26 protein-coding genes are annotated in these 22,965 nt (G+C 61.6%); 17 read left to right on the plus strand and 9 right to left on the minus strand.

Annotation, left to right across the window (positions count from 1 at the left end; genetic code table 11):
* The first annotated feature begins 79 nt into the window (after positions 1-79).
* Together BMY36_RS00425 and BMY36_RS00430 are read left to right on the plus strand one after the other, a co-directional pair.
* Positions 80-1,855, plus strand: coding sequence for a tetratricopeptide repeat protein (locus BMY36_RS00425; RefSeq protein WP_244888647.1), 1,776 nt, complete (start codon positions 80-82; stop codon positions 1,853-1,855).
* Complete coding sequence (locus BMY36_RS00430) at positions 1,845-2,711, plus strand: 4-(cytidine 5'-diphospho)-2-C-methyl-D-erythritol kinase (RefSeq protein ID WP_050521473.1); 867 nt, start codon at positions 1,845-1,847, stop codon at positions 2,709-2,711. Before BMY36_RS00425 ends, BMY36_RS00430 begins: the two co-directional genes overlap by 11 nt.
* Here the strand turns inward: BMY36_RS00430 and BMY36_RS00435 are convergent.
* Complete coding sequence (locus BMY36_RS00435; protein ID WP_050521366.1) at positions 2,708-3,703, minus strand: polyprenyl synthetase family protein; 996 nt, start codon at positions 3,701-3,703, stop codon at positions 2,708-2,710. The two genes, BMY36_RS00430 and BMY36_RS00435, sit on opposite strands and share 4 nt — an antisense overlap.
* 72 nt (positions 3,704-3,775) lie before the next feature.
* Here BMY36_RS00435 and BMY36_RS00440 point away from each other — a divergent pair, with 72 nt between their 5' ends.
* From BMY36_RS00440 to BMY36_RS00450, 3 genes are all read left to right on the plus strand, one after another.
* Entirely contained in the window at positions 3,776-3,991 is a 216-nt protein-coding gene (locus BMY36_RS00440; RefSeq protein WP_050521367.1) for a putative signal transducing protein, read from the plus strand.
* 24 nt (positions 3,992-4,015) lie between these two features.
* The gene (locus BMY36_RS00445; RefSeq protein WP_050521368.1) at positions 4,016-4,774 is read left to right on the plus strand and encodes a tRNA1(Val) (adenine(37)-N6)-methyltransferase; all 759 of its coding nucleotides are present in this window, start codon (positions 4,016-4,018) and stop codon (positions 4,772-4,774) included.
* Between the two features lie 101 nt (positions 4,775-4,875).
* A complete protein-coding gene (locus BMY36_RS00450; protein ID WP_074818339.1) occupies positions 4,876-5,040 on the plus strand; it encodes a DUF465 domain-containing protein in 165 nt (54 codons plus the stop codon).
* Here the strand turns inward: BMY36_RS00450 and yddG are convergent.
* The 4 genes from yddG to BMY36_RS00470 form a co-directional block, all read right to left on the minus strand.
* Entirely contained in the window at positions 5,021-5,902 is an 882-nt protein-coding gene (gene yddG, locus BMY36_RS00455; RefSeq protein WP_050521369.1) for an aromatic amino acid exporter YddG, read from the minus strand. The genes BMY36_RS00450 and yddG overlap by 20 nt on opposite strands.
* A 114-nt stretch (positions 5,903-6,016) precedes the next feature.
* The gene (gene phbB, locus BMY36_RS00460; protein ID WP_050521370.1) at positions 6,017-6,742 is read right to left on the minus strand and encodes an acetoacetyl-CoA reductase; all 726 of its coding nucleotides are present in this window, start codon (positions 6,740-6,742) and stop codon (positions 6,017-6,019) included.
* A 108-nt stretch (positions 6,743-6,850) separates the two neighbouring features.
* Positions 6,851-8,026 carry an acetyl-CoA C-acetyltransferase gene (locus tag BMY36_RS00465; RefSeq protein WP_050521371.1) on the minus strand — a complete coding sequence of 392 codons (1,176 nt, stop codon included), beginning with the start codon at positions 8,024-8,026 and terminating at the stop codon, positions 6,851-6,853.
* Positions 8,027-8,160: 134 nt separating this feature from the next.
* Positions 8,161-8,991 carry an EAL domain-containing protein gene (locus tag BMY36_RS00470; protein ID WP_050521372.1) on the minus strand — a complete coding sequence of 277 codons (831 nt, stop codon included), beginning with the start codon at positions 8,989-8,991 and terminating at the stop codon, positions 8,161-8,163.
* A gap of 133 nt (positions 8,992-9,124) precedes the next feature.
* On the opposite strand from BMY36_RS00470, the gene BMY36_RS00475 reads away from it, so the two are divergent.
* Together BMY36_RS00475 and BMY36_RS00480 are read left to right on the plus strand one after the other, a co-directional pair.
* Entirely contained in the window at positions 9,125-9,706 is a 582-nt protein-coding gene (locus tag BMY36_RS00475) for a DNA-3-methyladenine glycosylase I (protein WP_050521373.1), read from the plus strand.
* Between the two features lie 16 nt (positions 9,707-9,722).
* Positions 9,723-10,082: a VOC family protein gene (locus BMY36_RS00480; RefSeq protein WP_244888648.1), complete on the plus strand. Its 360-nt coding sequence runs from the start codon at positions 9,723-9,725 to the stop codon at positions 10,080-10,082.
* A 34-nt stretch (positions 10,083-10,116) separates the two neighbouring features.
* On the opposite strand, the gene BMY36_RS00485 is transcribed toward BMY36_RS00480, so the two are convergent.
* Positions 10,117-10,659: a TlpA family protein disulfide reductase gene (locus BMY36_RS00485; protein WP_050521375.1), complete on the minus strand. Its 543-nt coding sequence runs from the start codon at positions 10,657-10,659 to the stop codon at positions 10,117-10,119.
* 25 nt (positions 10,660-10,684) lie between these two features.
* Between BMY36_RS00485 and argH the strand changes: the two genes are divergently transcribed.
* The 7 genes from argH to BMY36_RS00510 all read left to right on the plus strand — a co-directional run bounded on the left by argH (position 10,685) and on the right by BMY36_RS00510 (position 17,513).
* Complete coding sequence (argH, locus tag BMY36_RS00490; RefSeq protein WP_050521376.1) at positions 10,685-12,082, plus strand: argininosuccinate lyase; 1,398 nt, start codon at positions 10,685-10,687, stop codon at positions 12,080-12,082.
* Positions 12,079-12,243 (plus strand): hypothetical protein, encoded by a 165-nt coding sequence (locus BMY36_RS19765; protein ID WP_156215313.1) that lies wholly within the window; start codon positions 12,079-12,081, stop codon positions 12,241-12,243. The genes argH and BMY36_RS19765 overlap by 4 nt, the downstream gene beginning before the upstream one ends.
* Positions 12,244-12,255: 12 nt before the next feature.
* Positions 12,256-12,384, plus strand: coding sequence for a hypothetical protein (locus BMY36_RS20720; RefSeq protein ID WP_269430868.1), 129 nt, complete (start codon positions 12,256-12,258; stop codon positions 12,382-12,384).
* Positions 12,384-12,701, plus strand: coding sequence for a DUF2834 domain-containing protein (locus tag BMY36_RS00495; protein ID WP_050521377.1), 318 nt, complete (start codon positions 12,384-12,386; stop codon positions 12,699-12,701). The genes BMY36_RS20720 and BMY36_RS00495 overlap by 1 nt, the downstream gene beginning before the upstream one ends.
* Before the next feature lie 77 nt (positions 12,702-12,778).
* A complete protein-coding gene (locus tag BMY36_RS00500; RefSeq protein WP_050521378.1) occupies positions 12,779-13,534 on the plus strand; it encodes a class II aldolase and adducin N-terminal domain-containing protein in 756 nt (251 codons plus the stop codon).
* 62 nt (positions 13,535-13,596) lie between these two features.
* A complete protein-coding gene (gene lysA / locus BMY36_RS00505) occupies positions 13,597-14,862 on the plus strand; it encodes a diaminopimelate decarboxylase (protein WP_050521379.1) in 1,266 nt (421 codons plus the stop codon).
* A 26-nt stretch (positions 14,863-14,888) separates the two neighbouring features.
* Complete coding sequence (locus BMY36_RS00510) at positions 14,889-17,513, plus strand: TIGR02302 family protein (RefSeq protein WP_050521474.1); 2,625 nt, start codon at positions 14,889-14,891, stop codon at positions 17,511-17,513.
* Positions 17,514-17,624: 111 nt separating this feature from the next.
* Here the strand turns inward: BMY36_RS00510 and BMY36_RS20385 are convergent, their stop codons facing one another.
* Positions 17,625-18,602, minus strand: coding sequence for a zinc-ribbon domain-containing protein (locus BMY36_RS20385; RefSeq protein ID WP_074818342.1), 978 nt, complete (start codon positions 18,600-18,602; stop codon positions 17,625-17,627).
* A 169-nt stretch (positions 18,603-18,771) separates the two neighbouring features.
* On the opposite strand from BMY36_RS20385, the gene BMY36_RS00520 reads away from it, so the two are divergent.
* The 3 genes from BMY36_RS00520 to BMY36_RS00530 are packed head-to-tail and all read left to right on the plus strand — an operon-like array spanning position 18,772 to position 21,098.
* Positions 18,772-19,443 (plus strand): cell division ATP-binding protein FtsE, encoded by a 672-nt coding sequence (locus tag BMY36_RS00520; RefSeq protein ID WP_050521381.1) that lies wholly within the window; start codon positions 18,772-18,774, stop codon positions 19,441-19,443.
* 20 nt (positions 19,444-19,463) lie between these two features.
* On the plus strand, positions 19,464-20,339 hold the full coding sequence (locus tag BMY36_RS00525) for a cell division protein FtsX (RefSeq protein WP_050521475.1): 876 nt from the start codon (positions 19,464-19,466) through the stop codon (positions 20,337-20,339).
* Positions 20,340-21,098 carry a lysophospholipid acyltransferase family protein gene (locus BMY36_RS00530; RefSeq protein WP_074818345.1) on the plus strand — a complete coding sequence of 253 codons (759 nt, stop codon included), beginning with the start codon at positions 20,340-20,342 and terminating at the stop codon, positions 21,096-21,098.
* Between the two features lie 70 nt (positions 21,099-21,168).
* On the opposite strand, the gene BMY36_RS00535 is transcribed toward BMY36_RS00530, so the two are convergent.
* Positions 21,169-22,068, minus strand: a complete 900-nt coding sequence (locus BMY36_RS00535) for a PhzF family protein (protein WP_050521382.1) — start codon at positions 22,066-22,068, stop codon at positions 21,169-21,171.
* A 113-nt stretch (positions 22,069-22,181) separates the two neighbouring features.
* Positions 22,182-22,928 (minus strand): transcriptional regulator FnrL, encoded by a 747-nt coding sequence (fnrL, locus tag BMY36_RS00540; protein ID WP_414811700.1) that lies wholly within the window; start codon positions 22,926-22,928, stop codon positions 22,182-22,184.
* Positions 22,929-22,965 lie beyond the last annotated feature (37 nt).

Raw genomic sequence — 22,965 nt, forward strand, 5'->3', positions numbered from 1 at the left:
CAGTGACAATCGCGCGAGGGGCGGCAGTTTGCCCCCGCGCCGCATTGCCACGGCCCGCACAGCACCCTAAGTTCGCGACATGCCAATGGGAGGCCATTTGATGAAGTTTCGCCCCGTTCTTGCCGCCACGCTGCTGGCCCTTTGGGCGCAGCCCATGGTTTTACAGGCCGAAACAACCGCCACAACGCCCGCCGAAACGCTGGACATCGAAACACTCGATTCGGGCGCTTATTTGGCCGCGCGGGTGGCTGGCGCGGATAATGATTACCGCGAGGCGGCGCATTGGTTCACCCGCGCGTTGCTGGCCGACCCCGACAACCTGTGGCTGATGGATGGGGCGATCGCCGCGCATCTGGGCGCGGGCAATTTTGACGCGGCGACTGCGATTGCCCAACGCCTAAAGGCCAAGGGCGCAAAATCGCAAAGCGCCGAAATGCTGGCGATTGCGGACCTTGTGAAACGCGAAAATTTCGACGTGCTGCGGGCGTTGCCACCCGCGGATAAAACGGGGGCGTTGCTGCTGGACGGTTTGGTGCAGGCCTGGGCGGAACTGGGCGCTGGCAAAATGTCGGATGCGCAGGCCGCCTTTGACAGCTTGACAAAAACCGAAGGGTTGCAGGTGTTTGGCCTGTTTCACAAAGCGCTGGCGCTGGCATCGGCAGGCGATTTTGAAGGGGCCGAAGAAATTTTGTCGGGTGAGGCGGGCGCGGCGATCACCAGCATGCGGCGCGGCACCTTGGCCCATATCCAAATCCTAAGCCAGTTGGAGCGCAACCCAGACGCGCTGGCCCTGCTGGACACGGCGTTTTTGGGCGATACTGACCCCGCCCTGACCGCCCTGCGCGCGCGTTTAACCGCAGGCGAACCCCTGCCGTTTGATGTGGTGCGCAACGCCACTGACGGCTTTGCCGAGGTGTTTTTCACCCTTGCGCTGGCCCTGAACGGCGAGGCGGATGATGCCTTTACCCTGCAATATACCCGCATCGCCACCGCCTTGCGCCCTGACCATGCCGAGGCGCAATTGCTGACGGGCGCGTTGCTGGAAAACCAAAAACAGTTCGATCTGGCGTCCGAAGCCTATGCAAAAGTGCCGCCCACCGATGCCGGGTTTTTTGCCGCCGAAATTGGCCGCGCGCGGGCGTTGAACGGCGCGGACAAGCTGGAGGAATCGCTGGGCGTACTGAACGCGCTGTTGCGCACCGACCCCACGCTGTTGCCCGTGCAACTGGCGCTTGGCGACACGTTGCGCGGCGCGGAACGCTGGCCCGAGGCGTCTGCCGCCTATGACGCCGCCGTGGCCCTGATCCCGCAGCCCCCCACGGCCAATTTTTGGTCGGTCTATTACAGCCGCGCCATCACTTTGGAACGCCAAAAGCTATGGGAGCGTGCAGAGGCTGATTTTCGCCAAGCCCTTGTTCTTGCCCCCGATCAGCCGCAGGTTTTGAACTACCTTGGCTACAGCTTTTTGGAACGCGGTGAGAATTTTGTCGAAGCGTTGGACATGATCGAACGCGCGGTCAAACAGCGCCCCGACAGCGGTTATATCATCGACAGTCTGGCTTGGGGGTATTTCCTTGCGGGGCGGTATGCCGAGGCGGTGGAGCCGATGGAACGCGCATCGGTGCTGGAACCCGTGGACCCGGTGGTGACCGACCATTTGGGCGATGTGTATTGGGCCGTGGGCCGCAAACGCGAGGCGAATTTCCAATGGCGCCGCGCCCTGTCGTTTGAGCCGGAGGAGGAGTTGGCAATCCGCATCCGCCGCAAGCTGGAGATTGGGCTGGACGCCGTGCTGGATGCCGAAGGCGCGCGGTCGCTGGCGGATGTGGCGGCAGATCACGCGAATGATAAATGAATTCGGCTATGCCAAGGTCAATCTGACGCTGCATGTGACGGGCCAGCGGCCCGACGGTTATCACCTGTTGGACAGTTTGGTGGTGTTTGCGGGCATTGGTGACAGACTTTACGCCGCGCGGTCGGGGGTGTCATCGCTGACCGTTGAAGGGCCGTTTGGCGCAGATATTCCCACCGATATGGGCAACCTTGTGCTGCGCGCGGCGGCGCTGTTTTCGCCGCATCAAGGGGTCGCGTTCACGTTGCAAAAAAACCTGCCGCCCGCGTCTGGCATTGGCGGCGGGTCCGCCGATGCGGCGGCGGCCATTCGTGCGATTTTGAGGATGCTGGCAGATGAAAACGACGCCACCGCGACCGATGATATTTTTGCGGGGCTGGACCGAGACGCCGTGCTGCGCCTTGGGGCCGATGTGCCCGTGTGCCTATATTCCCGCCCCGCCCGGATGCAGGGGATTGGTGATAATGTGGCGCAAGTGGCCTGCCCGGAGTTTTGGATAACGCTGGTCAATCCGCGAGTGGCGGTGCCAACACCCCAAGTGTTCGCGGGCCTTGCCAGCAAAACCAACGCGCCCATGCCCGATTTGCCCGTTTGGCCCGATGCGGCGGCGCTGGCCGATTGGCTGCACAGCCAGCGCAATGATCTGGAAGCGCCCGCGCTGCACATCGCCCCGGTGATTGCCGATGTGCTGCGCGCCTTGCGCGCCCAACCCGGCACGCTGATTGCCCGGATGTCGGGGTCTGGGGCGACCTGTTTCGCGCTGGCCGCGGATGAGGCCACAGCAAAGGCCACCGCCACCGCCATCCAAGCCGCCCACCCCGGCTGGTGGGCCGCCGCGGGCCGGGTGTTCCCCAGTTAGCTGATGCGTTCCACCACATAATCGGCCAAATCTGCCAGCATATCGCGCAATTCATGCGCGGGCAGCGTGCCAATCGCCGTGCGCGCCTTGGCGGCCCAAGCCAGCGCATCTTGGCGCGCCGCCTCCATCGCGCCGTGCCGCGCCATGATCGCCATGGCCTGTGCCAAATCACCGTCCTGCTGGTCGCCCTTGGCGATGGTGCGGGTCCAAAACGCGCGCTCGGTCGCATCTGCCTGCGCCACGGCTTTGATCACCGGCAGGGTCAATTTACGTTCACGAAAATCATCGCCGGGGTTCTTGCCAATCGCCGCTACCGTGCCGCCGTAATCCAGCAAATCGTCGACAATTTGAAACGCCACCCCCAGCGCATCGCCATAATCAAACAGCGCGCGCACATGGCGCTCATCCGCGCCCGCAATCACGCCGCCCACTTCGGTCGCCGCCGAAAACAGCGCCGCCGTTTTGCCGCGCACCACTTGCAAATACACACCTTCGGTCGTGGCCAAATCCTGTGCGGCGGTCAGTTGCAACACCTCGCCTTCGGCAATGGTGGCGGATGCGTTGGCCAAAATATCCAAAACCCGCAGCGACCCGGTTTCCACCATCAACTGAAAGCTGCGCGAAAACAGATAATCGCCCACCAGAACGGAGGTTTTGTTATCCCACAACAAATTCGCCGTGGGCCGCCCCCGCCTGCGCGCGCTTTCATCCACCACATCATCATGCAGCAAGGTCGCAGTGTGGATAAATTCCACCGTTGCCGCCAAATGCACATGGAACGGCCCATCATACCCGCACATCCGTGCCGCAGCCAGCGTCAGCAAGGGGCGCAACCGCTTGCCCCCAGCCTCCACCAAATGCGCGGTGACTTCGGGGATGCGGGGCGCATGTTCAGACGCCATGCGCGTGCGGATCAAGCCATTGACCAAATCCATATCCTGCGCCAGCCATGCGGCCAGCCGATCTTGTGGTTTTGCAGCTTGGTCCATCATTTTTTCGCCCCTATAGGTCACACTTATATCACCGACCTCGACAGACAAGCGCCTAACGATTATGCCAAAGGGATGAAAGAGCTTTTGCGCACCACTGACCCGACGATCATCCCCTGGGCCACTGCCATTTTGCAAGGCGAAGGCATAGAGGTGTTTGAATTTGACGTGCATATGAGCGTGCTGGACGGGTCAATGGGCATTTTGCCGCGCCGCCTGATGGTGGGGGATCGCGATTTGTTCATGGCGCTGGCGGTGCTGAAGGATAACAATATCCCCACAGGTCAATGATCGGGCCAATAGCAAAGGACGCCTATGTTCCCAGATGACGCGCTGACGGATGATGCGTTTTTGGGCGGGCAGTTGCACCTGTGGCAACCGCGAACAGGGTATCGCGCCGCAACGGACCCGGTTTTGCTGGCGGCCTGTTGCCCGGCGGGGACAAGCCAATCGGTGCTGGATTTGGGCTGCGGGGTGGGGGCGGCGGCGCTGTGTTTGGGCGTGCGGGTGCCGGGGCTGGTGCTGTCTGGGCTGGAATTGCAACCCGATTACGCCGCATTGGCCCTGCGCAATGCGGCGCGCGCGGGGTTGGCGCTGAAGGTGGTTGAAGGGTCCATTCTGGATATGCCGCCTGCGCTGCGCCGAGATTTTGACCATGTCATCACCAATCCGCCTTACCGCCCGCCCGTGGGCACACCCGCGCGCGATGCGGGGCGCAATCTGGCGCTGCGCGAACAGGTCACGCTGGCGGATTGGATAGGGCTGGCGTGCCGCCGCGTGGCACAATCGGGCTGGCTGACGATGATTTTGCGCGCCGACCGGATGGGTGATGCGCTGGCCGCCCTTGGCCCCAGCATGGGGTCGGTTTCGGTGCTGCCCTTTGCGCCGCGCGCGGGCCGGGATGCGGGGCGCGTGGTGATCCGCGCGCGCAAAGGCGGGCGGGGGGCGCTGCGCCTGCTGGCGCCATTCGTGCTGCATGACGGGGGCGCCCACCCCGGCGATCACGACCACCACACCCCCGCCGCCCGCGCGGTGTTTCGAGGTGGCGCGGGTTTAGATGCGCTGTTTAACTGAATTGTCGGCAATCCTTGGCCGATCCATTCCGGTTTTTGGTGACTTTGGGTTTAAGATATGTTGCACTGATGGAACGGACACCGTTTTACAGGAGGATACGAATGACAATTGCTTCGCACCTGCAGGAACTCCGCCGCAAGCACGAAAGCCTTTCAACCATCGTTGAACAAACACAGCGCAGCCCGGGCGCCGACCAGCTGAAAGTTGCTGAACTGAAAAAGAAAAAGCTGAAGCTGAAGGAAGAAATTACGCGTCTGGCGCAATAACCGGACGCGCGGCACTAGCCTTGGCCGCCAGTGCCGCACCCGCCGTAATCAGCACCGTTGCCACGGCCAAAGTGACCGTGGGCTGTGCAACACCCGCTGCAACCAAAACTAGCGTGGACAACAACGGCGCGGCATAGGAGGCGACACCCAGCAATTGGATGTCGCCTTTTTTCATCCCAATATCCCAAGTGAAAAACGCAGCCCCCACAGGGCCTATGCCCAGCGCCGCGATCGACAGCCAACCCACCGGGGACGCAGGCCATGACGTTTGTTCAAACGCCAGATGCGCGGCGAGTGACAGCGCAGCGGTGGCAAGGCAAAACACCGTCACCGATTCTGTCGGCACCGCGCCAAACCGGCGCGAGAGGACCGAATAGCTGGACCACGTCAGCGCGCACAGGAACGCCAGTACCAAGGCCAGCGGATTGGTGCTGTTGCCCGCACCCGCGCTGACCACAATCAACCCCGCGCCGCACAGCGCAACCACGGCCCCGATGATATGCCCCCGGCGCAGCGTTTCGCCCGGCAACAGGCCCGACAAAAGCACAATAAACAGCGGCCACAGATAGGCGATCAGGCCGGTCGCCGCACTTGGGCCAATGCGAAAGGCGGTGAAATAGAGGAAGTGATAGCCAAAAAGCCCAAGCGTGCCAAAGGCATAGACCCGCCAAGGGACCGTGCGCAGCACGCGCAGCCCGGCCCCCCGCGCGGTCCAGGCCAGCCCAATGATGCCGCCAATCGCAAAACACAGCGTCGACAGCAAAAACGGTGGGACCGGGGCCGAACCGATGGTCAAAACCGCCAGCAGCGCCCACATCATGACGGCGCTGAACCCAATGGCCGTGGCTTTGCTGCGCGTCATGTCCGGGGCCTTGCCATAGGGGAAAACCAGATAGGTATTTAAGCCAAGTCGAATCGGCAAGGCATGAAAAAGGGGCCAGCACAGCGGCGGCCCCTTTTGTGAGTTTTAGCAAGCTTAGACGAAATATTGACCGCCGTTTGCGGTGATCGTGGCGCCGGTGATAAAGCCCGCATCCTCGGCGGCCAAGAACACCACGCAGCGCGCGATTTCCTCCGGCTCGCCCAAACGGCCCACGGGGATTTGTGGAATGATGCGTTCGTTCAGCACTTTTTCATCAATCGCGCGCACCATTTCGGTGCCAATATAACCGGGGCAAATCGCGTTCACGGTGATGCCTGCCCGCGCGCCTTCTTGCGCCAATGCTTTGGTCATGCCCAGATCGCCGGCTTTGGCGGCGGAATAATTGGCCTGCCCTGCTTGCCCTTTTTGCCCGTTGATCGAGGAGATGTTGATCACTCGGCCAAATTTGCGGTCGCGCATCCCGCCCCAGATCGGATGGGTCATGTTGAACACGCCCGAAAGGTTCGTGTCGATCACCTCTTTCCACATTTGCGGCGTCATTTTGTGGAACATCGCATCGCGCGTGATGCCTGCGTTGTTGACCAAAACCGCGACCGGGCCCAAATCCGCCTCCACTTGCGCGACACCTGCGGCGCAGGCGTCATAATCGGCAACCGACCATTTATAGGTTTTAATCCCGGTTTCGGCGGTGAATTTCTCGGCCGCTTCATCATTGCCCGCATAGTTGGCGGCGACGGTGTAGCCGGCGTTTTTCAAAGCGATGGAAATGGCAGCGCCAATGCCGCGCGCCCCCCCGGTAACAAGTGCAACTTTCGACATATGATCCCCTCCACGAGATTGGTTTGAAATAGTATTATCCATAATGGAAGATGGGCGCAACATTGTTGCGCCCATAATTTTCAATCATTGATGCGGCTTAGGCCCCACTTACGGACGCTCAAGGCACATGGCCACGCCCATACCGCCGCCGATGCACAAGGTTGCAAGGCCCTTTTTCGCATCGCGGCGCTTCATTTCAAACAACAACGTGTTCAAAATCCGCGCACCCGAGGCACCGATCGGGTGGCCAATCGCAATCGCACCGCCGTTCACGTTGACCACATCAGGGTTCCAGCCCATTTCCTTGTTCACTGCGCAGGCTTGGGCAGCGAACGCTTCATTCGCCTCCACCAAATCCAGATCGGCGGCGGACCAGCCAGCCTTGGCCAGTGCTTTGCGGCTGGCATGAATTGGGCCGACGCCCATGATCGCCGGGTCAAGGCCCGCTGTGGAATAGGACGCGATTCGCGCCAGCACGGTCAGCCCGCGCTTTGCCGCCTCCGCCTCAGACATCAGCAGCACTGCCGCCGCGCCATCGTTCAAGCCCGATGCGTTGGCCGCCGTTACAGACCCATCTTTGGTGAACGCGGGGCGCAGTTTTTGCATCGCTTCCATCGTGGCGCCGTGGCGAATGTATTCATCGGCATCAACCACGGTGTCGCCTTTGCGGCCCTTGATGGTGAAACCCATAATCTCATCGACAAAACGCCCGGCCTTTTGCGCGGCTTCGGCCTTGTTCTGGCTGGCCACAGCAAAGGTGTCTTGCATGTCGCGGGTAATTTCCCATTTTGTCGCGACGTTTTCGGCGGTTTGGCCCATGTGATAGCCGTTGAACGCATCCCACAACCCGTCTTTGATCATGCTGTCGATGAAGGCCATATCACCCATTTTATGGCCAGCCCGCAAATGTGCCACATGGGGCGACATCGACATATTCTCTTGGCCGCCGGCAACCACAATCGCCGCATCGCCCAGTTGCACATGCTGCGCGCCCAGCGCCACCGCCCGCAGGCCCGAACCGCAGACTTGGTTCAGCGACCACGCGCTGCTTTCTTGGGCCAAACCGGCCAGAATATGCGCTTGGCGGGCTGGGTTTTGGCCCTGCCCCGCAGTCAGAACCTGACCCAAGATGGTTTCTTCGACCTCTGCCTTGTCGATGCCTGCGCGCGCCACCACTTCGGCGATCACAGCCGCGCCCAGCTCATGCGCGGGGGTACCTGCAAAAGCGCCCATAAAGCTGCCCACCGCTGTGCGTGCGGCCGAAACGATTACAACATTGGTCATATCTGGTCCTCTCCCTGTGGCAAAACCGGGCGAGGGTGCCCCCGCCACTCTCCCTCAGGGCTAAGCGCAAACCTGCATGAAAGCAAGGTTTTCACGCCACAAACAAAGGGTTGATCGACAGGGCAAGCGTTATATCAACCAGATTTTTTGCCGCGCACCTCCATCCACTCAGGGCGGACGGTGGGGGCACCGAACAGATACCCCTGCATGCAGTCAATGCCCGCCGCCTGCAACCATTGGGCGTCTTGTACGGTTTCCACCGACTCCGCCACCGTCATCATGTTGAAATGCTGCCCAATCGACATCAACGCCCGCGTCAACGCTTGATTGTCACCATCCCGAGACACGTTGCGGATGAACTGCCCATCAATCTTGACCACGTCAAAAAAGAAATCGCGGAAATACCGGAACGATGTTTGCCCCGCGCCAAAATCATCCAGCGCAAATGATACGCCTAACCCCTGCAATTCATCCATAAACGCGATCACCAGTTCCGGGATCATCATGGCCGAGGATTCGGTAACTTCCAAAATCAACCGCTCACCAATCGTTTGATCGGCCGACAGCCCTTTGCGCAAAATCCGCATCCAGCGGGGATAACCGACCGACCGCGCCGACATATTCACCGACAGCCGGATATTTCGATGCCGCGCCAACGTGGTCAACCCGATATCCAGCGCCAAACAGTCAATCTGGCGTCCCAGTTCATCCCCTTCCACCCCGTCGATAAAATCGCGCGCGGGGATAACGCGGCCCGTGGGGTCGACAACCCGCATCAACCCTTCGTAAAACGCAATGCGCGACGGGTCCGACCCCAGCACAACAGGTTGAAACGCCAGCCGCATCCGTTTTTCATGGATCGCATGGCGCACCATTGCCATGGTTTCACCATCCCGCGCCGAAATAACCGCCGCCAAAGGACTTTCATCGCCCGGTTGTCGGTCAATCCGTGAGAGTAGTGCCATGTTCGCCCCCGTACCGTTCAGGGAATCCCCCCGCAGATGCGTTCACAATGCCGCCACAACAGTAAACAGGTGGTAAAATTTCGCGCTTTGTTCTAATTTTAGGGAAAAGTTCCAACCCACAGAAAGTGCCTTTATGACCGCCTGCACATGGCTCGGCACCGACCCGCAATATCTGGATTATCACGACACCGAATGGGGCGTGCCGGAATGGGACAGCCGCGCGTTGTGGGAAAAACTAATTCTTGATGGCTTTCAGGCGGGCCTGTCGTGGATCACCATTCTGCGCAAACGCGACGCGTTTCGCGAGTCTTTTCAAGGGTTTCACCCCGAAATTATCGCCACTTGGGGCGAACAGGATGTGCAGCGTTTGCTGGCCAACCCCGGCATCGTGCGGCATCGGGGCAAGATTGAAGGTGCGATAAAATCTGCCCGCGCCTATCTGATTATCAACCAAACCACCGGGTTTTCCAATTGGCTGTGGGCCTATGTGGACGGCGCGCCGCTGCAAACCAACCGCCCCAGCATGGCCGATGTGCCGGGCTTCACGCCGCTGTCGACGCAAATTTCCAAGGATCTGAAAAAGGCGGGGTTCACCTTTTGCGGCCCCACCATCGTTTATGCGTTCATGCAGGCGACAGGCATGGTGAACGACCATATGGTCGGCTGCCCCTGCCACGCGGCTGTGGCGGCGCTGGGGCCGCGTGCGACAGGTTGATATAGAAAGGGTTATGATGATCGAGGGTTTGCACCACATTCAATTGGCCATGCCATTTGGCGGGGAACAGCGGGCACGCGCCTTTTATATCAATATCCTGGGCTTTACGGAGGTGGAAAAACCCACCGCTTTGCAAGGGCGCGGCGGCGTCTGGTTTGCAGCGGCGGATGTGCAGCTACATCTGGGTGTCGAAACGCCGTTTACCGCCGCCAAAAAGGCACACCCCGCGTTTCGGGTGGCGTCGCTGGATAACACCATCCTACACTTGCAGGCGCAGGGCATCGCCCACCGCTGGGATGTCGATCTGCCCGCAATCTGCAGAATTTATATTGATGATCCTTTTGGAAACCGCATCGAACTGCTGGAAATGACCTGACACCGGCCCAAAACCGGGGCTTTGGGCACCCCCGTCATTCCGCCAGCAACGCCGCAAACATCGCCAGCGCGTCTTGGCTGTCCCATTCCGCGTCGCCGATCAGCCGCGCCACCTCGCGCCCCTCGGGGTCCAAGATCACGGTCAAGGGCAGGCCAAACACCCCCATTTGCCGCGCCAACTGCGACTTGGGGTCCAGCAGCACGGGCAAGTTCGCCACGCCAATTTCCTCAAAAAATCGGGTGATCGCGGGGGGCGGGTTGCGGCCTGTGGCCACGGTCACCACGTCCACATCGCCCATCGCGGCCAACCTATCCAGCCCCGGCATTTCCTTACGGCAGGGCGCGCACCATGTGGCCCAGAAATTCAGCACCACCCAGCGGCCGTGATACCCCGAAAACGGGCGGTCCACCCCGTCCATATCTTGCAACACCATGTCGGGCAGCGTCACCGCATCGGCAAACACCAGCTTGCGCATATCGCCCGCCAGCACCGCTTGCGCCGCCACCACATCGGCCTGCACCGGGTTTGCACCAAGCACCAAGCCGGTATACAGAACGAACAACAGATTTCGCAGCATGATCTCTCCTTACAGGCAGGCCCCCATGACCCAAACATCCAAACCCGGCGCAAACACCATGTGGGGCGGTCGCTTTGACGGCGGCCCCGATGCGATCATGCAGGCCATCAACGCCTCCATCGGGTTTGACCGCCGCTTGGCCGCCCAAGATATTGCAGGGTCACGCGCGCATGCCGCCATGTTAGCCGACACCGGTATCCTAACCGTTGCGGACGCCGATGCCATCCAAAAAGGCCTGCTCACGGTGTTGTCAGAAATCGAGGCCGGGAATTTCAATTTCCGCGTTGATCTGGAAGATATCCACATGAACGTGGAATCCCGGTTGAAAGAGATTATCGGCGAACCCGCAGGCCGCCTGCACACCGGGCGCAGTCGCAATGACCAAGTCGCGGTCGATTTCCGCCTGTGGGTGCGCGATCAATGCGATGCAGCCATCACGGGGTTGGAGGCGTTGATGCGTGCCTTCCTGTCGCAAGCCGAACAGGGGGCCGATTGGGTGATGCCCGGCTTTACCCACCTGCAAACCGCGCAACCCGTGACATGGGGCCACCATATGATGGCTTACGTTGAAATGTTCGCCCGCGACCGGTCCCGCTTTATCGACGCCCGCAAACGGATGAACGAATGTCCTTTGGGGGCCGCCGCTCTTGCTGGCACATCCTTCCCCATCGACCGCCACGCCACGGCAGCCGCTTTGGGCTTTGACCGCCCCACCGCCAACAGCCTTGATTCGGTATCGGACCGCGATTTCGCGCTGGAATTTTTGGGGGCTGCGTCGATCACCGCCATGCACCTAAGTCGGTTTGCCGAAGAACTCGTGATCTGGTCCTCCGCCCAATTTCGGTTCGTGCGCTTGTCGGACAAATGGACCACGGGCAGCTCTATCATGCCGCAAAAGAAAAACCCCGATGCGGCGGAACTGCTGCGCTCCAAACTCGGGCGTATCCTTGGGGCGACTGTGGCGCTGTTTACCGTGATGAAGGGCCTTGCCCTGACCTATTCCAAGGACATGCAAGAGGATAAGGAACAAACATTCGACGCGGCCGATAACCTGATGCTGGGGCTTGCCGCCATGACCGGGATGGTCGGCGATATGACCGCGATGCGCGACACGCTGAAAACTGCCGCAGCATCCGGTTTTTCCACCGCCACCGACCTTGCCGATTGGCTGGTGCGCGAACTCAACATGCCGTTTCGCGATGCGCACCACGTCACCGGCACGCTGGTCGCCATGGCCGAAAAGGCGGGCATTGATCTGCCCGACCTAACGCTGGCGCAAATGCAATCGGTCCATGCCGCCATCCGCGCCGATGTTTTCGACGTGCTGGGTGTGGAAAATTCCGTGCGCAGCCGTATGTCGTATGGCGGCACCGCGCCTGAACAGGTGCGCGCCCAAATCCAACGCTGGAAAGACGCCTTGTGACACCCCGCACCGCCATAACGCCCATCCTCGCGCTCGCGCTGTTGGCCGCCTGTTCCAGCCCCGGCGTGAATGCAAACGTGGGGATTACCCCCAGCGGCGTCACGCTTACCCCCTCGGCAAGTGTCCGCATTGCCGGGGCAAACGTCACCATCAGCCCATAAAAAGGGACCATCATGCGCATCACTCTCGCCCTTCTTACCGCCCTCACCCTCGCCGCTTGCGGGGCCGATGGCGCACCAACCGCCCCAACTGAAACAGGCGTCACCATCAGTGGCGACGCGCGCGTTGGGGTGACATCGTGATGTCGCCGTTGCGCATGGTCTATCTGGCGCTGGCGGTTTGGGGCGCGGTGCATCCGATGTATTGGTTCGTGACCTATATGCGCGAAACCGGCACTGGCCTGATGGGGTTGATTGATGCGTGGTATGTCAACGCATCGACCACGGGGCTGACATGGGATTTGACCATCGCAGCCATCACCCTAACCGTGTGGATTATCGCCGAAACCACCACGCGCAAAAACTGGACCGCGCTGGTCGCCATTCCCGCCACGTTCTGCATCGGCGTGTCTTGCGGCTTGCCGCTGTATTTGTTCCTGCGCACGCGTCCCGTCACCTAAAGCCACGTCCTAACACCAAACCGCTTGCCCAAAGGGCTGCTTGCCGCCACCATACGGCCAAGCAACCCCGGAGGCATATGATGGACCACCCCACCACCCACAACCTGTCGCACCACGCCCAGCGCGTCGATATGGCCGCCGCCTTTCGCTGGACCGCGCACCTGAATATGCATGAGGCGGTTGCCAACCACTTTTCCCTCGCCGTCAGTGACGATGGCAAACAATTCCTGATCAACCCCAACCAGCGCCATTTCTCACTGATCAAAGCCAGCGATTTGCTGCACCTTGATGCCGATGACCCCGACACCTTAAACCGCCCCAATGCGCCCGACCCCACCGCGTGGGGCCTGCACGCCGCCATGCACCGCGACGTGCCGCATGCGCGCTGCGTGATGCATGTGCATTCCATCTTTTCCACCGTTCTCGCCAGCCTTGCCGACAGTCGCCTGCCCGCGATCGACCAAAATTCCGCGATGTTTTTCAACCGCGTGGTGGTGGATGCCCATTACGGCGGCCTCGCATTCGCGGATGAAGGTGCGCGCTGCGCCGCCCAACTGACCGACCCGTTGAAACGCGTGATGGTCATGGGCAACCACGGCATTTTGGTGCTGGGGTCCGATGTGGCCGACACGTTCAACCGCATGTATTACTTTGAACGCTCTGCAGAAACCTACATTCGCGCGCTGCAAACGGGCCAAACGTTGCGCTATTTGTCCGATGATGTGGCCGAAAGTGTTGCCGCGGAAATGGACGTGTACCCAGATCAGGCCACCCGTTTCCTGACCGATATCAAACAAATGCTGGACCAATCCGACCCCAGCTACGCCACCTAAGCCTGCTTGGCCTTTTGCGCCATTCAATATAGATGGCACATGCACGGCAAAAAGGGGCAAGCATGGACCACTTTCAATATAAAAACGGTGTGCTGCACGCCGAGGACGTCGCCTTGGCCGATATCGTGGCCCAAGTCGGCACCCCGTTTTATTGCTATTCCACCGCCACCCTAACCCGCCATTACCAACTGTTTACCGAGGCGCTGTCGCCCATGCCGCATCTGGTGTGCTTTGCCATCAAATCCCTGTCCAACATCGCTGTGCTCAAGGTACTGGCAGACCTTGGCGCAGGCATGGACGTAGTGTCAGCTGGCGAATATGCCCGCGCCCGCGCCGCAGGGGTGCCCGGCGACCGCATCGTGTTTTCCGGCGTCGGCAAAACCCGCGATGAAATGCGCATGGCCCTGACCGGGGGCATCCGCCAGTTCAACGTCGAATCCGAACCCGAAATGCGCGCGCTGTCCCAAGTCGCCACCGCATTGGGCAAGGTCGCCCCCATCACCATCCGCGTGAACCCTGATGTGGACGCCAAAACCCACGAAAAAATCTCTACGGGTAAAAAAGGCGACAAATTCGGCATCCCGATTTCCCGCGCGCGTGAGGTGTACGCCGAGGCCGCCACCCTGCCCGGCCTTAAAATCATCGGCATCGACGTGCACATCGGCAGCCAACTGACCAGTCTGGACCCGTTTGAGGCGGCTTATCTGAAAATCGCCGACCTCACCCAGCAACTCCGCGCCGATGGTCACACCATCGACCGCCTTGATCTGGGCGGCGGCCTTGGCATCCCCTATGCCCGCGACAACAACGCGCCGCCCCTGCCCTCCGATTACGGCGCGATGGTCAAACGCACCGTAGGCCATCTGGGGTGTGAAATTGAAATCGAACCGGGTCGCTTGATTTCGGGCAACGCAGGGATTCTGGTCAGCCAAGTCATCTATGTCAAAAACGGTGATGACCGCGATTTTCTGATCATCGACGCCGCCATGAATGACCTCATTCGCCCGGCCATGTACGGCTCGCACCACGATATCATCCCGCTGAATGAACCCCCGGCGGGTGCCGATCAACAGCCGTTCGACATCGTCGGCCCCATCTGCGAATCGGGCGACACCTTCGCCAAATCCCGCAACCTGCCCGAAATGACCGAAGGCGCGCTGATCGCCTTCCGCTCCGCAGGTGCTTATGGCGCGGTGATGTCGTCCGAATACAACTCTCGCCCGCTGATACCGGAGGTTTTGGTGCGCGGTGATCACTTTGCAGTCATCCGCGCGCGGCCAACCCTTGATGAAATGCTCGCCCGCGATACCATACCCGAATGGCTGTGACCCCCACGGCCCCAAAGGCAGGCCCCATGACCCAACCGCCCGACCTCACAAAACAGCTCAAGCGCCCCGTGGCGCTGACCCTTGCCGGGCTGTGGGCGGAACGTCTGGCGCGCGGCTTTTGGCCCCTTACCACCGTCTTGCTGGCAACCCTCGCCGCCCTCGCGTTCGGCATCCAAGATACAGCACCCCTATGGGCCGTACGCGCAGCCCTCGCCCTTGCCGCCACCGCCGCCTTTATCACCGCCTATCTCGGTTGGCGCAACTTCCAAAAACCCACCCCCCGCGATGCCCTGCTGCGCCTTGATGCCACCCTGCCCGGTCGCCCCATCGCCACCCTAACCGATACCCAAGCCATCGGCGCCACAGACCCCGCATCGCAGGCCGTCTGGGCCGCCCACCAACAGCGCATGGCCCGCGCCGCCGCAACCGCCCGCGCGGTTGCCCCCAACCTGCAACTCGCCTCCCGCGACCCTTACGGCTTGCGCTACATCGCGCTGACCGCCTTCACCGTCGCCCTCATCTTCGGCTCCATCTTCCGCATCGCCTCCGTCGCGGGGCTTGGCCCCACGCAGGCCGCAGCACTCGCCAATGGTCCCAGTTGGGAAGGGTGGGTGCAACCGCCCCCCTACACCGGCAAACCCGCGCTGTACCTCAACGACATCACCCGCCCGGAATTTGAGGTGCCAACCGGCAGCCGCATACAGTTGCGCTTTTACGGCGAGGTGGGCGCGCTGGCGTTGGAACAAACCGTCTCCACCACGCCCCCGCCCGTCGATCAACCACCCGTGGAACCCACCGCCCCGGCCCAAGATTTCGACATCACCCAAAGCGGCACGTTGGCGATCACCGGCCCCAATGGCCGCAGTTGGGCCATCATCGCCACCCGCGATGCGCCGCCCACCATCACCGGCACCGCTGAATTGGAACGCCAAACCGATGGCAGCCTGCAAATGCCCTTCACCGCCACCGATGATTTTGGTGTGACCGCAGGCACCGCCACCATTGCGCTGGATATGCCCGCAATCGACCGCCGTTACGGCCTTGCCGCCACCCCCGAACCCACCGCCCCCATCACCCTTGATCTGCCCATCCCCATCAGCGGCCAACGCACCGATTTCACCGAAACGCTGGTCGATGATCTGTCCAAACACGTCTTTGCTAACCTGCCCGTCACCATCACCCTGTCCGCCACCGATGCCACGGGCCAACAAGGCACCGCCGCCCCCCTAAACCTTATCCTGCCCGGCAAACGGTTTTTCGACCCCGTGGCTGCGGCGGTGATTGAACTGCGCCGTGATCTGCTCTGGTCGCGCAGCAACGCGCCGCGTGCCGCCCAGATTTTCAAAGCGATCACCAACCGCCCCGAAGGATTGATCCGCAACGAACGTGCCTATTTGCAACTGCGCGTGGCCCTGCGCCGCCTTGATACGCAGGCCAAAACCCTAAGCATAGAGGCGCGCGATGAACTGGCCGACGCCCTGTGGGACATCGCCGTGTTGATGGAGGCGGGCGATCTACAATCCGCCCGCGAACGCCTGAAACGCGCTCAGGATCAATTGGACGAAGCGATTAAAAACGGCGCTGACCCGGACGAGATCGACAAGCTGATGCAAGAACTGCGTGAGGCGATGGATGATTACATGCGCCAATTGGCCGAGGAGGCAGAGCGCAACCCAGACGGTGAGGCCGCGAACGAACAAAATTCGATGGAAATGACCGGCGACCAGTTGCAAGAAATGCTGCAAGAACTGCAAAAGCTGCTGGAAGAAGGCCGGATGGAAGAGGCCGCCGAGCTGATGGAAATGCTGCGTCAGTTGATGGAAAACATGCAAGTCACCCAAGGCGAAGGCGGCCAAGGCGGCCCCGGCCAACAGGCAATGCGCGACCTTGGCGAAACCCTGCGCGACCAACAAGACCTGTCGGATGACAGCTTTTCCGAACTGCAAAACCCCGGCGAACAGGGGGGCGAACAGCCCGGCGACCAAGGCGAAGGTCAACAGGGTGAAGGCCAGCAAGGCGAGGGCCAACAGCCCGGTCAAGACGGTCAAGGCGGCGAACAGGGTCAAGGTCAGCAGAGCGAGGGTCAGCAAGAACGGGGCCAAAACGGCCAAGCCCAAGAAGGCACGGGCCAACAAGGCGAGGGCAGCGGCCAAAGCCTGCAAGACCGCCAGCGCGGATTGCGCAACCGTTTGGGCCTGCTGAACGGCGGCAACCTGCCCGGTGCAGGGTCAGAGGCGGGCGAAGCAGGTCGCCGCGCGCTAGAAGACGTGGGCCGCGCCATGCGCGAAGCCGAACGCAATCTGGAAAGTGGCGATTTGCCCGGCGCGCTGGACCGCCAAGCCGACGCCATGCGCGCCTTGCGCGAAGGGATGCGGAACTTGGGCGAGGCGCAGGCCCAAGACCAGCGTGAGAACGGCCAAGATGGTCAGGGAGAGGCGGTTGGCCGCGCCGACCCCAACGGCGCGCGTGACCCCTTGGGCCGCGAACCGGGCGACGGTGCGCGCATCGGGTCCGACCGCAATCTGTTGCAGGGCGATGATGTGTACCGCCGCGCGCAAGATTTGCTGGATGAAATTCGCCGCCGCCAAGGCGAACAGGCCCGCCCCGAAACTGAACGCGATTACCTGCGCCGATTGCTGGATATGTATTGATCCGCAGCGCCAAAACGCTGGCGTTTAGGAACAACCAGACCTGCGAAAGCACGGCTTAGACGCGCTGAGGAAAATGGGCGCTTTGAAAAAGAACACATAAAAAACGGGCAATCACCCGCCTGTCAGGCCCTGCAATCCTGCAATCGCTTTTTTCATCGTGCCATCCAGCCAAATCCGTGCAGCATCAATCCCGCCAACATATTGCGTCAACGCGCCGCGCGCGGCGGGAAACTGTTCCGCAATCCGGGGGGCCGCGACATAAGCCACCACCAACACAACCGCGAACAACAGCATCAGGGAAAACCCGCTGCGAAACCCAGTGGTGGCGGGCGGTTTGTCCTGCACCAAAGCGGTGTAATCCGTGGCGGCACTGCGGTTTTCGGTGCTGGCGCGCAAAGTGGAATTGATTTCCTCAATATCGGGCAGTAAATCACGGCGCGCGACGGGTTTTTCCGGCTCCGGTTCCGGCCCACGCAGACGCGCCAAACGGTCGCGCACGGCCTTGGCTGCACTGGCCGCGCCGCTGGTTTCCTCCAACCCTAAATCGGTCTGGCTTTCCAGCGCGCGCGGTTCGGATTTCGGGGTTTCGGAACGGCGCACCGCGGTTTCGCGGTCCGCCTCCTCCCGCAGCACGGCCAGCAGGCTTTCATCCAGCCCGCGCCGCGGTGCCAACGGCGGCGGCGTCATCGACGCGGCATCACCAAGCCCCCCAGCAGGTTGGCCAGCAGCATTTTGGCCAGCAACATTTTGGCCAGCAACATTTTGCCGCGCAACAGGCGACACATCGCCCGCCGCCTCATCGTCATCGTCGTCCTCATCATCCCAAACCGATTGCGCCCGCACAGCAGTCGGCGCAGCAGTTGGCGCAGCAACCTTCGCAGTCGCAACAGCCGCCGCAACCTCGGGGGCCGCCGCCGCCCTTACCGCCCCAAACAGCGCCTCTTCGGCCTCCATCTCGGCCTCAAGGTCCGGGGGGCCTTGGAACCATCCATGCCCACAATTTGAACATTGAACATCGCGCCCCTCCTCTGGGATGGCGCTCGTATCAACTTCGTATTGCGCATCGCAATTTGGACAAACCAGTCTCATCTGCGCGTTCCCACCTCGTAATCACTTGTCCCAACACAGATTGTAGCGCCGATAACGCATATATCCAAGCCTTTGTCCCTATTCAGTCGACAATAACCCGTTGAATCCTCCAACACTCTGCGCAAAACTGCAACACACGCGGCACGTGCGCGCGCATAGGGGTAGATTTGTGATCGCTTTTGAAAATGTCGCCTATTCCTATGGCGGGGGGGAATTGCTGTCGGATGTCAGTTTGCGCCTTGCCCCCGGCTCTTTCCATTTCCTCACCGGGCCTTCGGGGGCGGGCAAATCCACCTTCCTCAAACTTTGTTACGCCGAACTGCAGCCCACCGCAGGCCGCATCACCCTGTTCGACCATGACGTGCGCAGCCTGAACCGCGATGATGTCGCCCGCACCCGCCGCCGCATGGGCGTGGTGCATCAAGATTGCCAATTTCTGGACCATTTGCCCCTGTCCGCCAATGTCACCCTGCCCGCGATGGTCGCAGGGCGCGGGGCCGAAGCCGCGGATATGAAAGACCTTTTGAACTGGGTTGGCCTTGCGAAACTCGCGGGTGCGCTGCCGCCGCAACTGTCGGGGGGCGAACGCCAACGCGCCGCCTTGGCCCGCGCGGTCATCATGTCGCCCGATGTGGTGCTGGCCGATGAACCCACGGGCAACCTGGATTGGGAGATGTCGCTGCGCCTGCTGACGCTGTTGGTGGAGTTGAACAAGATGGGCAAAACCATCCTGATCGCCACCCACGACCTCAACCTTATCCGGGCTGCGAAACAACAGGTGCCCGCCCGCGTGCTGCGCATCGCCAAACGGCGCGTGCAATTGGCGGGGGCAGATTTGTGAAACTGACCGCCCTTACCGATATGCTGCGCGGCGATGCGCAGGCCGACCGCGTGGTGCCGCCATCGGGCCACACCGCGTGGCTTACCAGCTTTACCGCTGCGGCCATGACCTTCCTTGCCGTGTTCGCGCTGGCCCTATCGCTGGCCGCAGGCCGCATGGCAGACCGTTGGGGCGACGCGCTGGCCCGCAGCGCCACCATCCGCATCTCCGCCCCCACAGGCCAGATCGACCAACAAACCCGCGCGGTGCTGGATGTGCTGGCCACCACGCCGGGCATCTCATCGGCCCGCGCGATGGATGACGCCGAACAACGCGCCCTGCTGGAACCGTGGTTCGGCCCCGACCTGCCGCTGGACGCGCTGCCCATCCCACGGCTGATCGAGGTGACAGAGGATAGCGCAGGCTACGACAGCGAGGGCCTTCGCCAACGGCTGGCGGCCGAGGCGCCGGGCGCCGTGCTGGACGATCACACCCGCTGGCGCAAACCGCTGGCAGTGGCAGCGGGGCGGCTGCGCTTGCTCGGCCTCACCTCCATCCTGCTGATCGGGGGCGCAATGGCCGCGATGATCACGCTGGCCGCGAACGCATCGCTGGCCGCCAATGCCCAGGTCATCCGCGTGCTGCGATTGGTCGGGGCGCGCGACGCGTTCATCGCCCGCGCTTTTGTTCGCCGCTTTACCTTGCGCGCGACGGCAGGCTCGGCGGCAGGCGCACTCGCGGGGCTGGTGGGCGTGGCCCTGCTGCCCAGCGCCGATATGGCGGGCGGGTTCCTGACGGGGCTTGGGTTTCAAGGCGCGGGCTGGCTTTGGCCGTTTCTTTTGCCCCCCCTCGCGGCTATGGTCGCCTTCATCGCCACCCGATTTGCGGCCTTTCGCAAACTCAAGGAACTGACCTAAATGCTTGCTGCCCTGCGCCACGCCACCCAATGGACGCTATCCCTGATTTTCATCGTGCAAATGTATGTGGCGATGCTGGTGGTCGGCATTTTATACCTGCCCTATGCGCTGATATCGCCGGATGGGGCGCTGGCCGGATGCCACGCCTATTGCCGCTGGGTGATTTTCAGCTTGCGGATGCTGACCGGCATGCGGACCGAGGTGCGCGGCACCCCCCCCACCCATCCCGTGCTGGTCGCTGCCAAACACCAAAGTTTTCTGGACGTGCTGATGATCTTTCACGCCATGCCGCGCGGGCGGTTTATCATGAAACGCGTGCTGATGTATGCGCCCGTGATCGGCTGGTTTGGCCTGCGCATTGGCTGCATCCCGGTGGACCGGGGCAAACGCGGCCAAGCGATCACCAAAATGATGGCGCAGGTCAAGGCGGGCACGCAAAAACCGGGGCAGTTGATTATTTACAGCCAAGGGACGCGCGTCGCCCCCGGTGTGAAAATGCCGTACAAGGCGGGCACCGGGGCGCTTTACACCCAAATGGGGATGGATTGCGCGCCCGTGGCCACCAATGTGGGCGTGCTGTGGCCGAAACACGGCATCATGCGCAAACGCGGCGTGGCGGTGGTGGAATTTTTGCCCCTAATCCCGCCGGGCCTGCCCGCCCGCGACTTCCTCGCCCGGCTGGAGGCGGAGGTGGAAACCGCATCCAACGCTTTGATGGCCGAGGCGGGGTTCAAAGGCCCAACCAAAACGCCCGCTTAAACAAGCCGCCGCCTTGGGGGGCATCGAGCCCCCGCGCGGCGGCGCTGACGCGTCTTTGCACCCGCAGGCGTCACACGGGGATGCGAATTCGCCCTTCGCTGATGCGCACCGCTGTGCCCGCCACCCGCACCGATTGCACGCCCGCTTGGTCACAAACCACCGTCAGCGCAATCTGGCTGGGCCGCCCCATTTCCACCCCTTGCCGCAGCGCCAACCGAGTCTCACCGGGGGCAATGGCCCTCGCCGCCCACAATTGCGCCGCCAAAATGGCGGATGCGGACCCGGTCGCAGGGTCCTCGGGGATGCCTGCCCCCGGCGAAAACATGCGGGCGCGGTAATCGGCATCGGCACCCGGCGTGTACAAATACGCGCTGTCCACGCCGCAAAGGTCCATCAATCGGTCCCATTCCGGCTGTTGCGGTTGCGCGCGGCCCAGCGCCGCAAGATCACGCACAGGCACATATAAAAACGCAGGGCCGCCCTGCCAAACGCCGGGGCGATGCGCGCCAAACCCAATGTCACCGCGCCACAATCCCAGCGCCGCTGCGATCAAGCCCGCCTCCAACCCACCCGCCGCCACCGGGGCGCCGTGCGGCACGACGGGCGCTGTCAATTCCGCCACAATGCGGTCGCCGTCACGGGTCAAGGTGACAGGCACCAACCCCGCCTCCTCCTCCAACACCAAGCGCAGGGGGGCATCGCCTAATGCGCCTTCGCCCAGCAAAATCGCGCAGCCAATCGTCGGATGCCCCGCAAAGGGGATTTCGGCGGTGGGGAAAAATATCCGCACCCGCGCGGTATGGGCCGGGTCGCGCGGTGCTTGCACAAAGATGGTTTCCGACAGGTTAAATTCCCGCGCAATGGTTTGCATTTGCGCGGTGGTCAAACCATCCGCGCCCAAAACAACCGCCAAGGGATTGCCTGCAAAGGTGGTGTCCGTGAACACGTCCAACGTATGAAACGCCAACATAAAACCCCCGCGATACCCGCGATCCGAACGATATCGCAGGTTAATATTTGGTTAAAATTTTTTGCACTATCGTTTAAATTCAATTGATTACCAACCGCATCGCGCGCGATACCTTACGACAGCATCCCGCCATCACTGTCGTCGCCCGCTTCCTCCAGCAGGGCATCAAAATCAGGGACCGTGACGTGCCGCTTGCCTTCCAAGCTGATAATCCCATCCTTGCGCAACGCCGAGATTTGGCGCGACACCGTTTCCAAGGTCAGGCCCAGATAATCAGCCATTTCTTCGCGCGTTAGGGGCAAATCAAACACAATCCGCCCCGATGGACGCGTCAACCCAAGGCTGGCATCGCGCCGCGCAATGATCGCAAGCAGGCTGGCAATCTTTTCCCGCGCCGTTTTGCGGCCCAACAAAAGCATCCATTCCCGCGCCGAATCCAATTCATCCAACGTCATTTCCAACAACCGCTGCCCGATATGCGGGGTCGTGATCATCATCTCCTCGAACGGTTTTTTGCGGAAACAACACATCACCAAATCGGTGGCCGCGGTCACATCATAGGCGGCACTCGCACGCCCCGGACGGCCCACAAAATCAGACGGCAACAAAAGGCCCACCATCTGGCGGCGCCCATCCTCCATCGTCTGGCTCAAGGTGGCGACACCGCTGACAACCGAAGCCACAAAATCCATCCGGTCCCCGGACCAGATCACAGTTTGCCCCGCCTGATAGCTGCGATAATACTTCATATCCTCCAGCCGCGACAGCTCATCCTCCTCGCAGCGCGCACAAACGGCCCGGTGCCGGATCGGGCAGGCCCCACATTCCGCCGCGAAAGAAACTGTATCGAGCATGGGCATGGCCGCCCTCCGTTTGATCTGAATCAATGTCTTTCAA

It is taken from the genome of Pseudorhodobacter antarcticus (genome assembly GCF_900110135.1).
Classification (GTDB): domain Bacteria; phylum Pseudomonadota; class Alphaproteobacteria; order Rhodobacterales; family Rhodobacteraceae; genus Pseudorhodobacter; species Pseudorhodobacter antarcticus.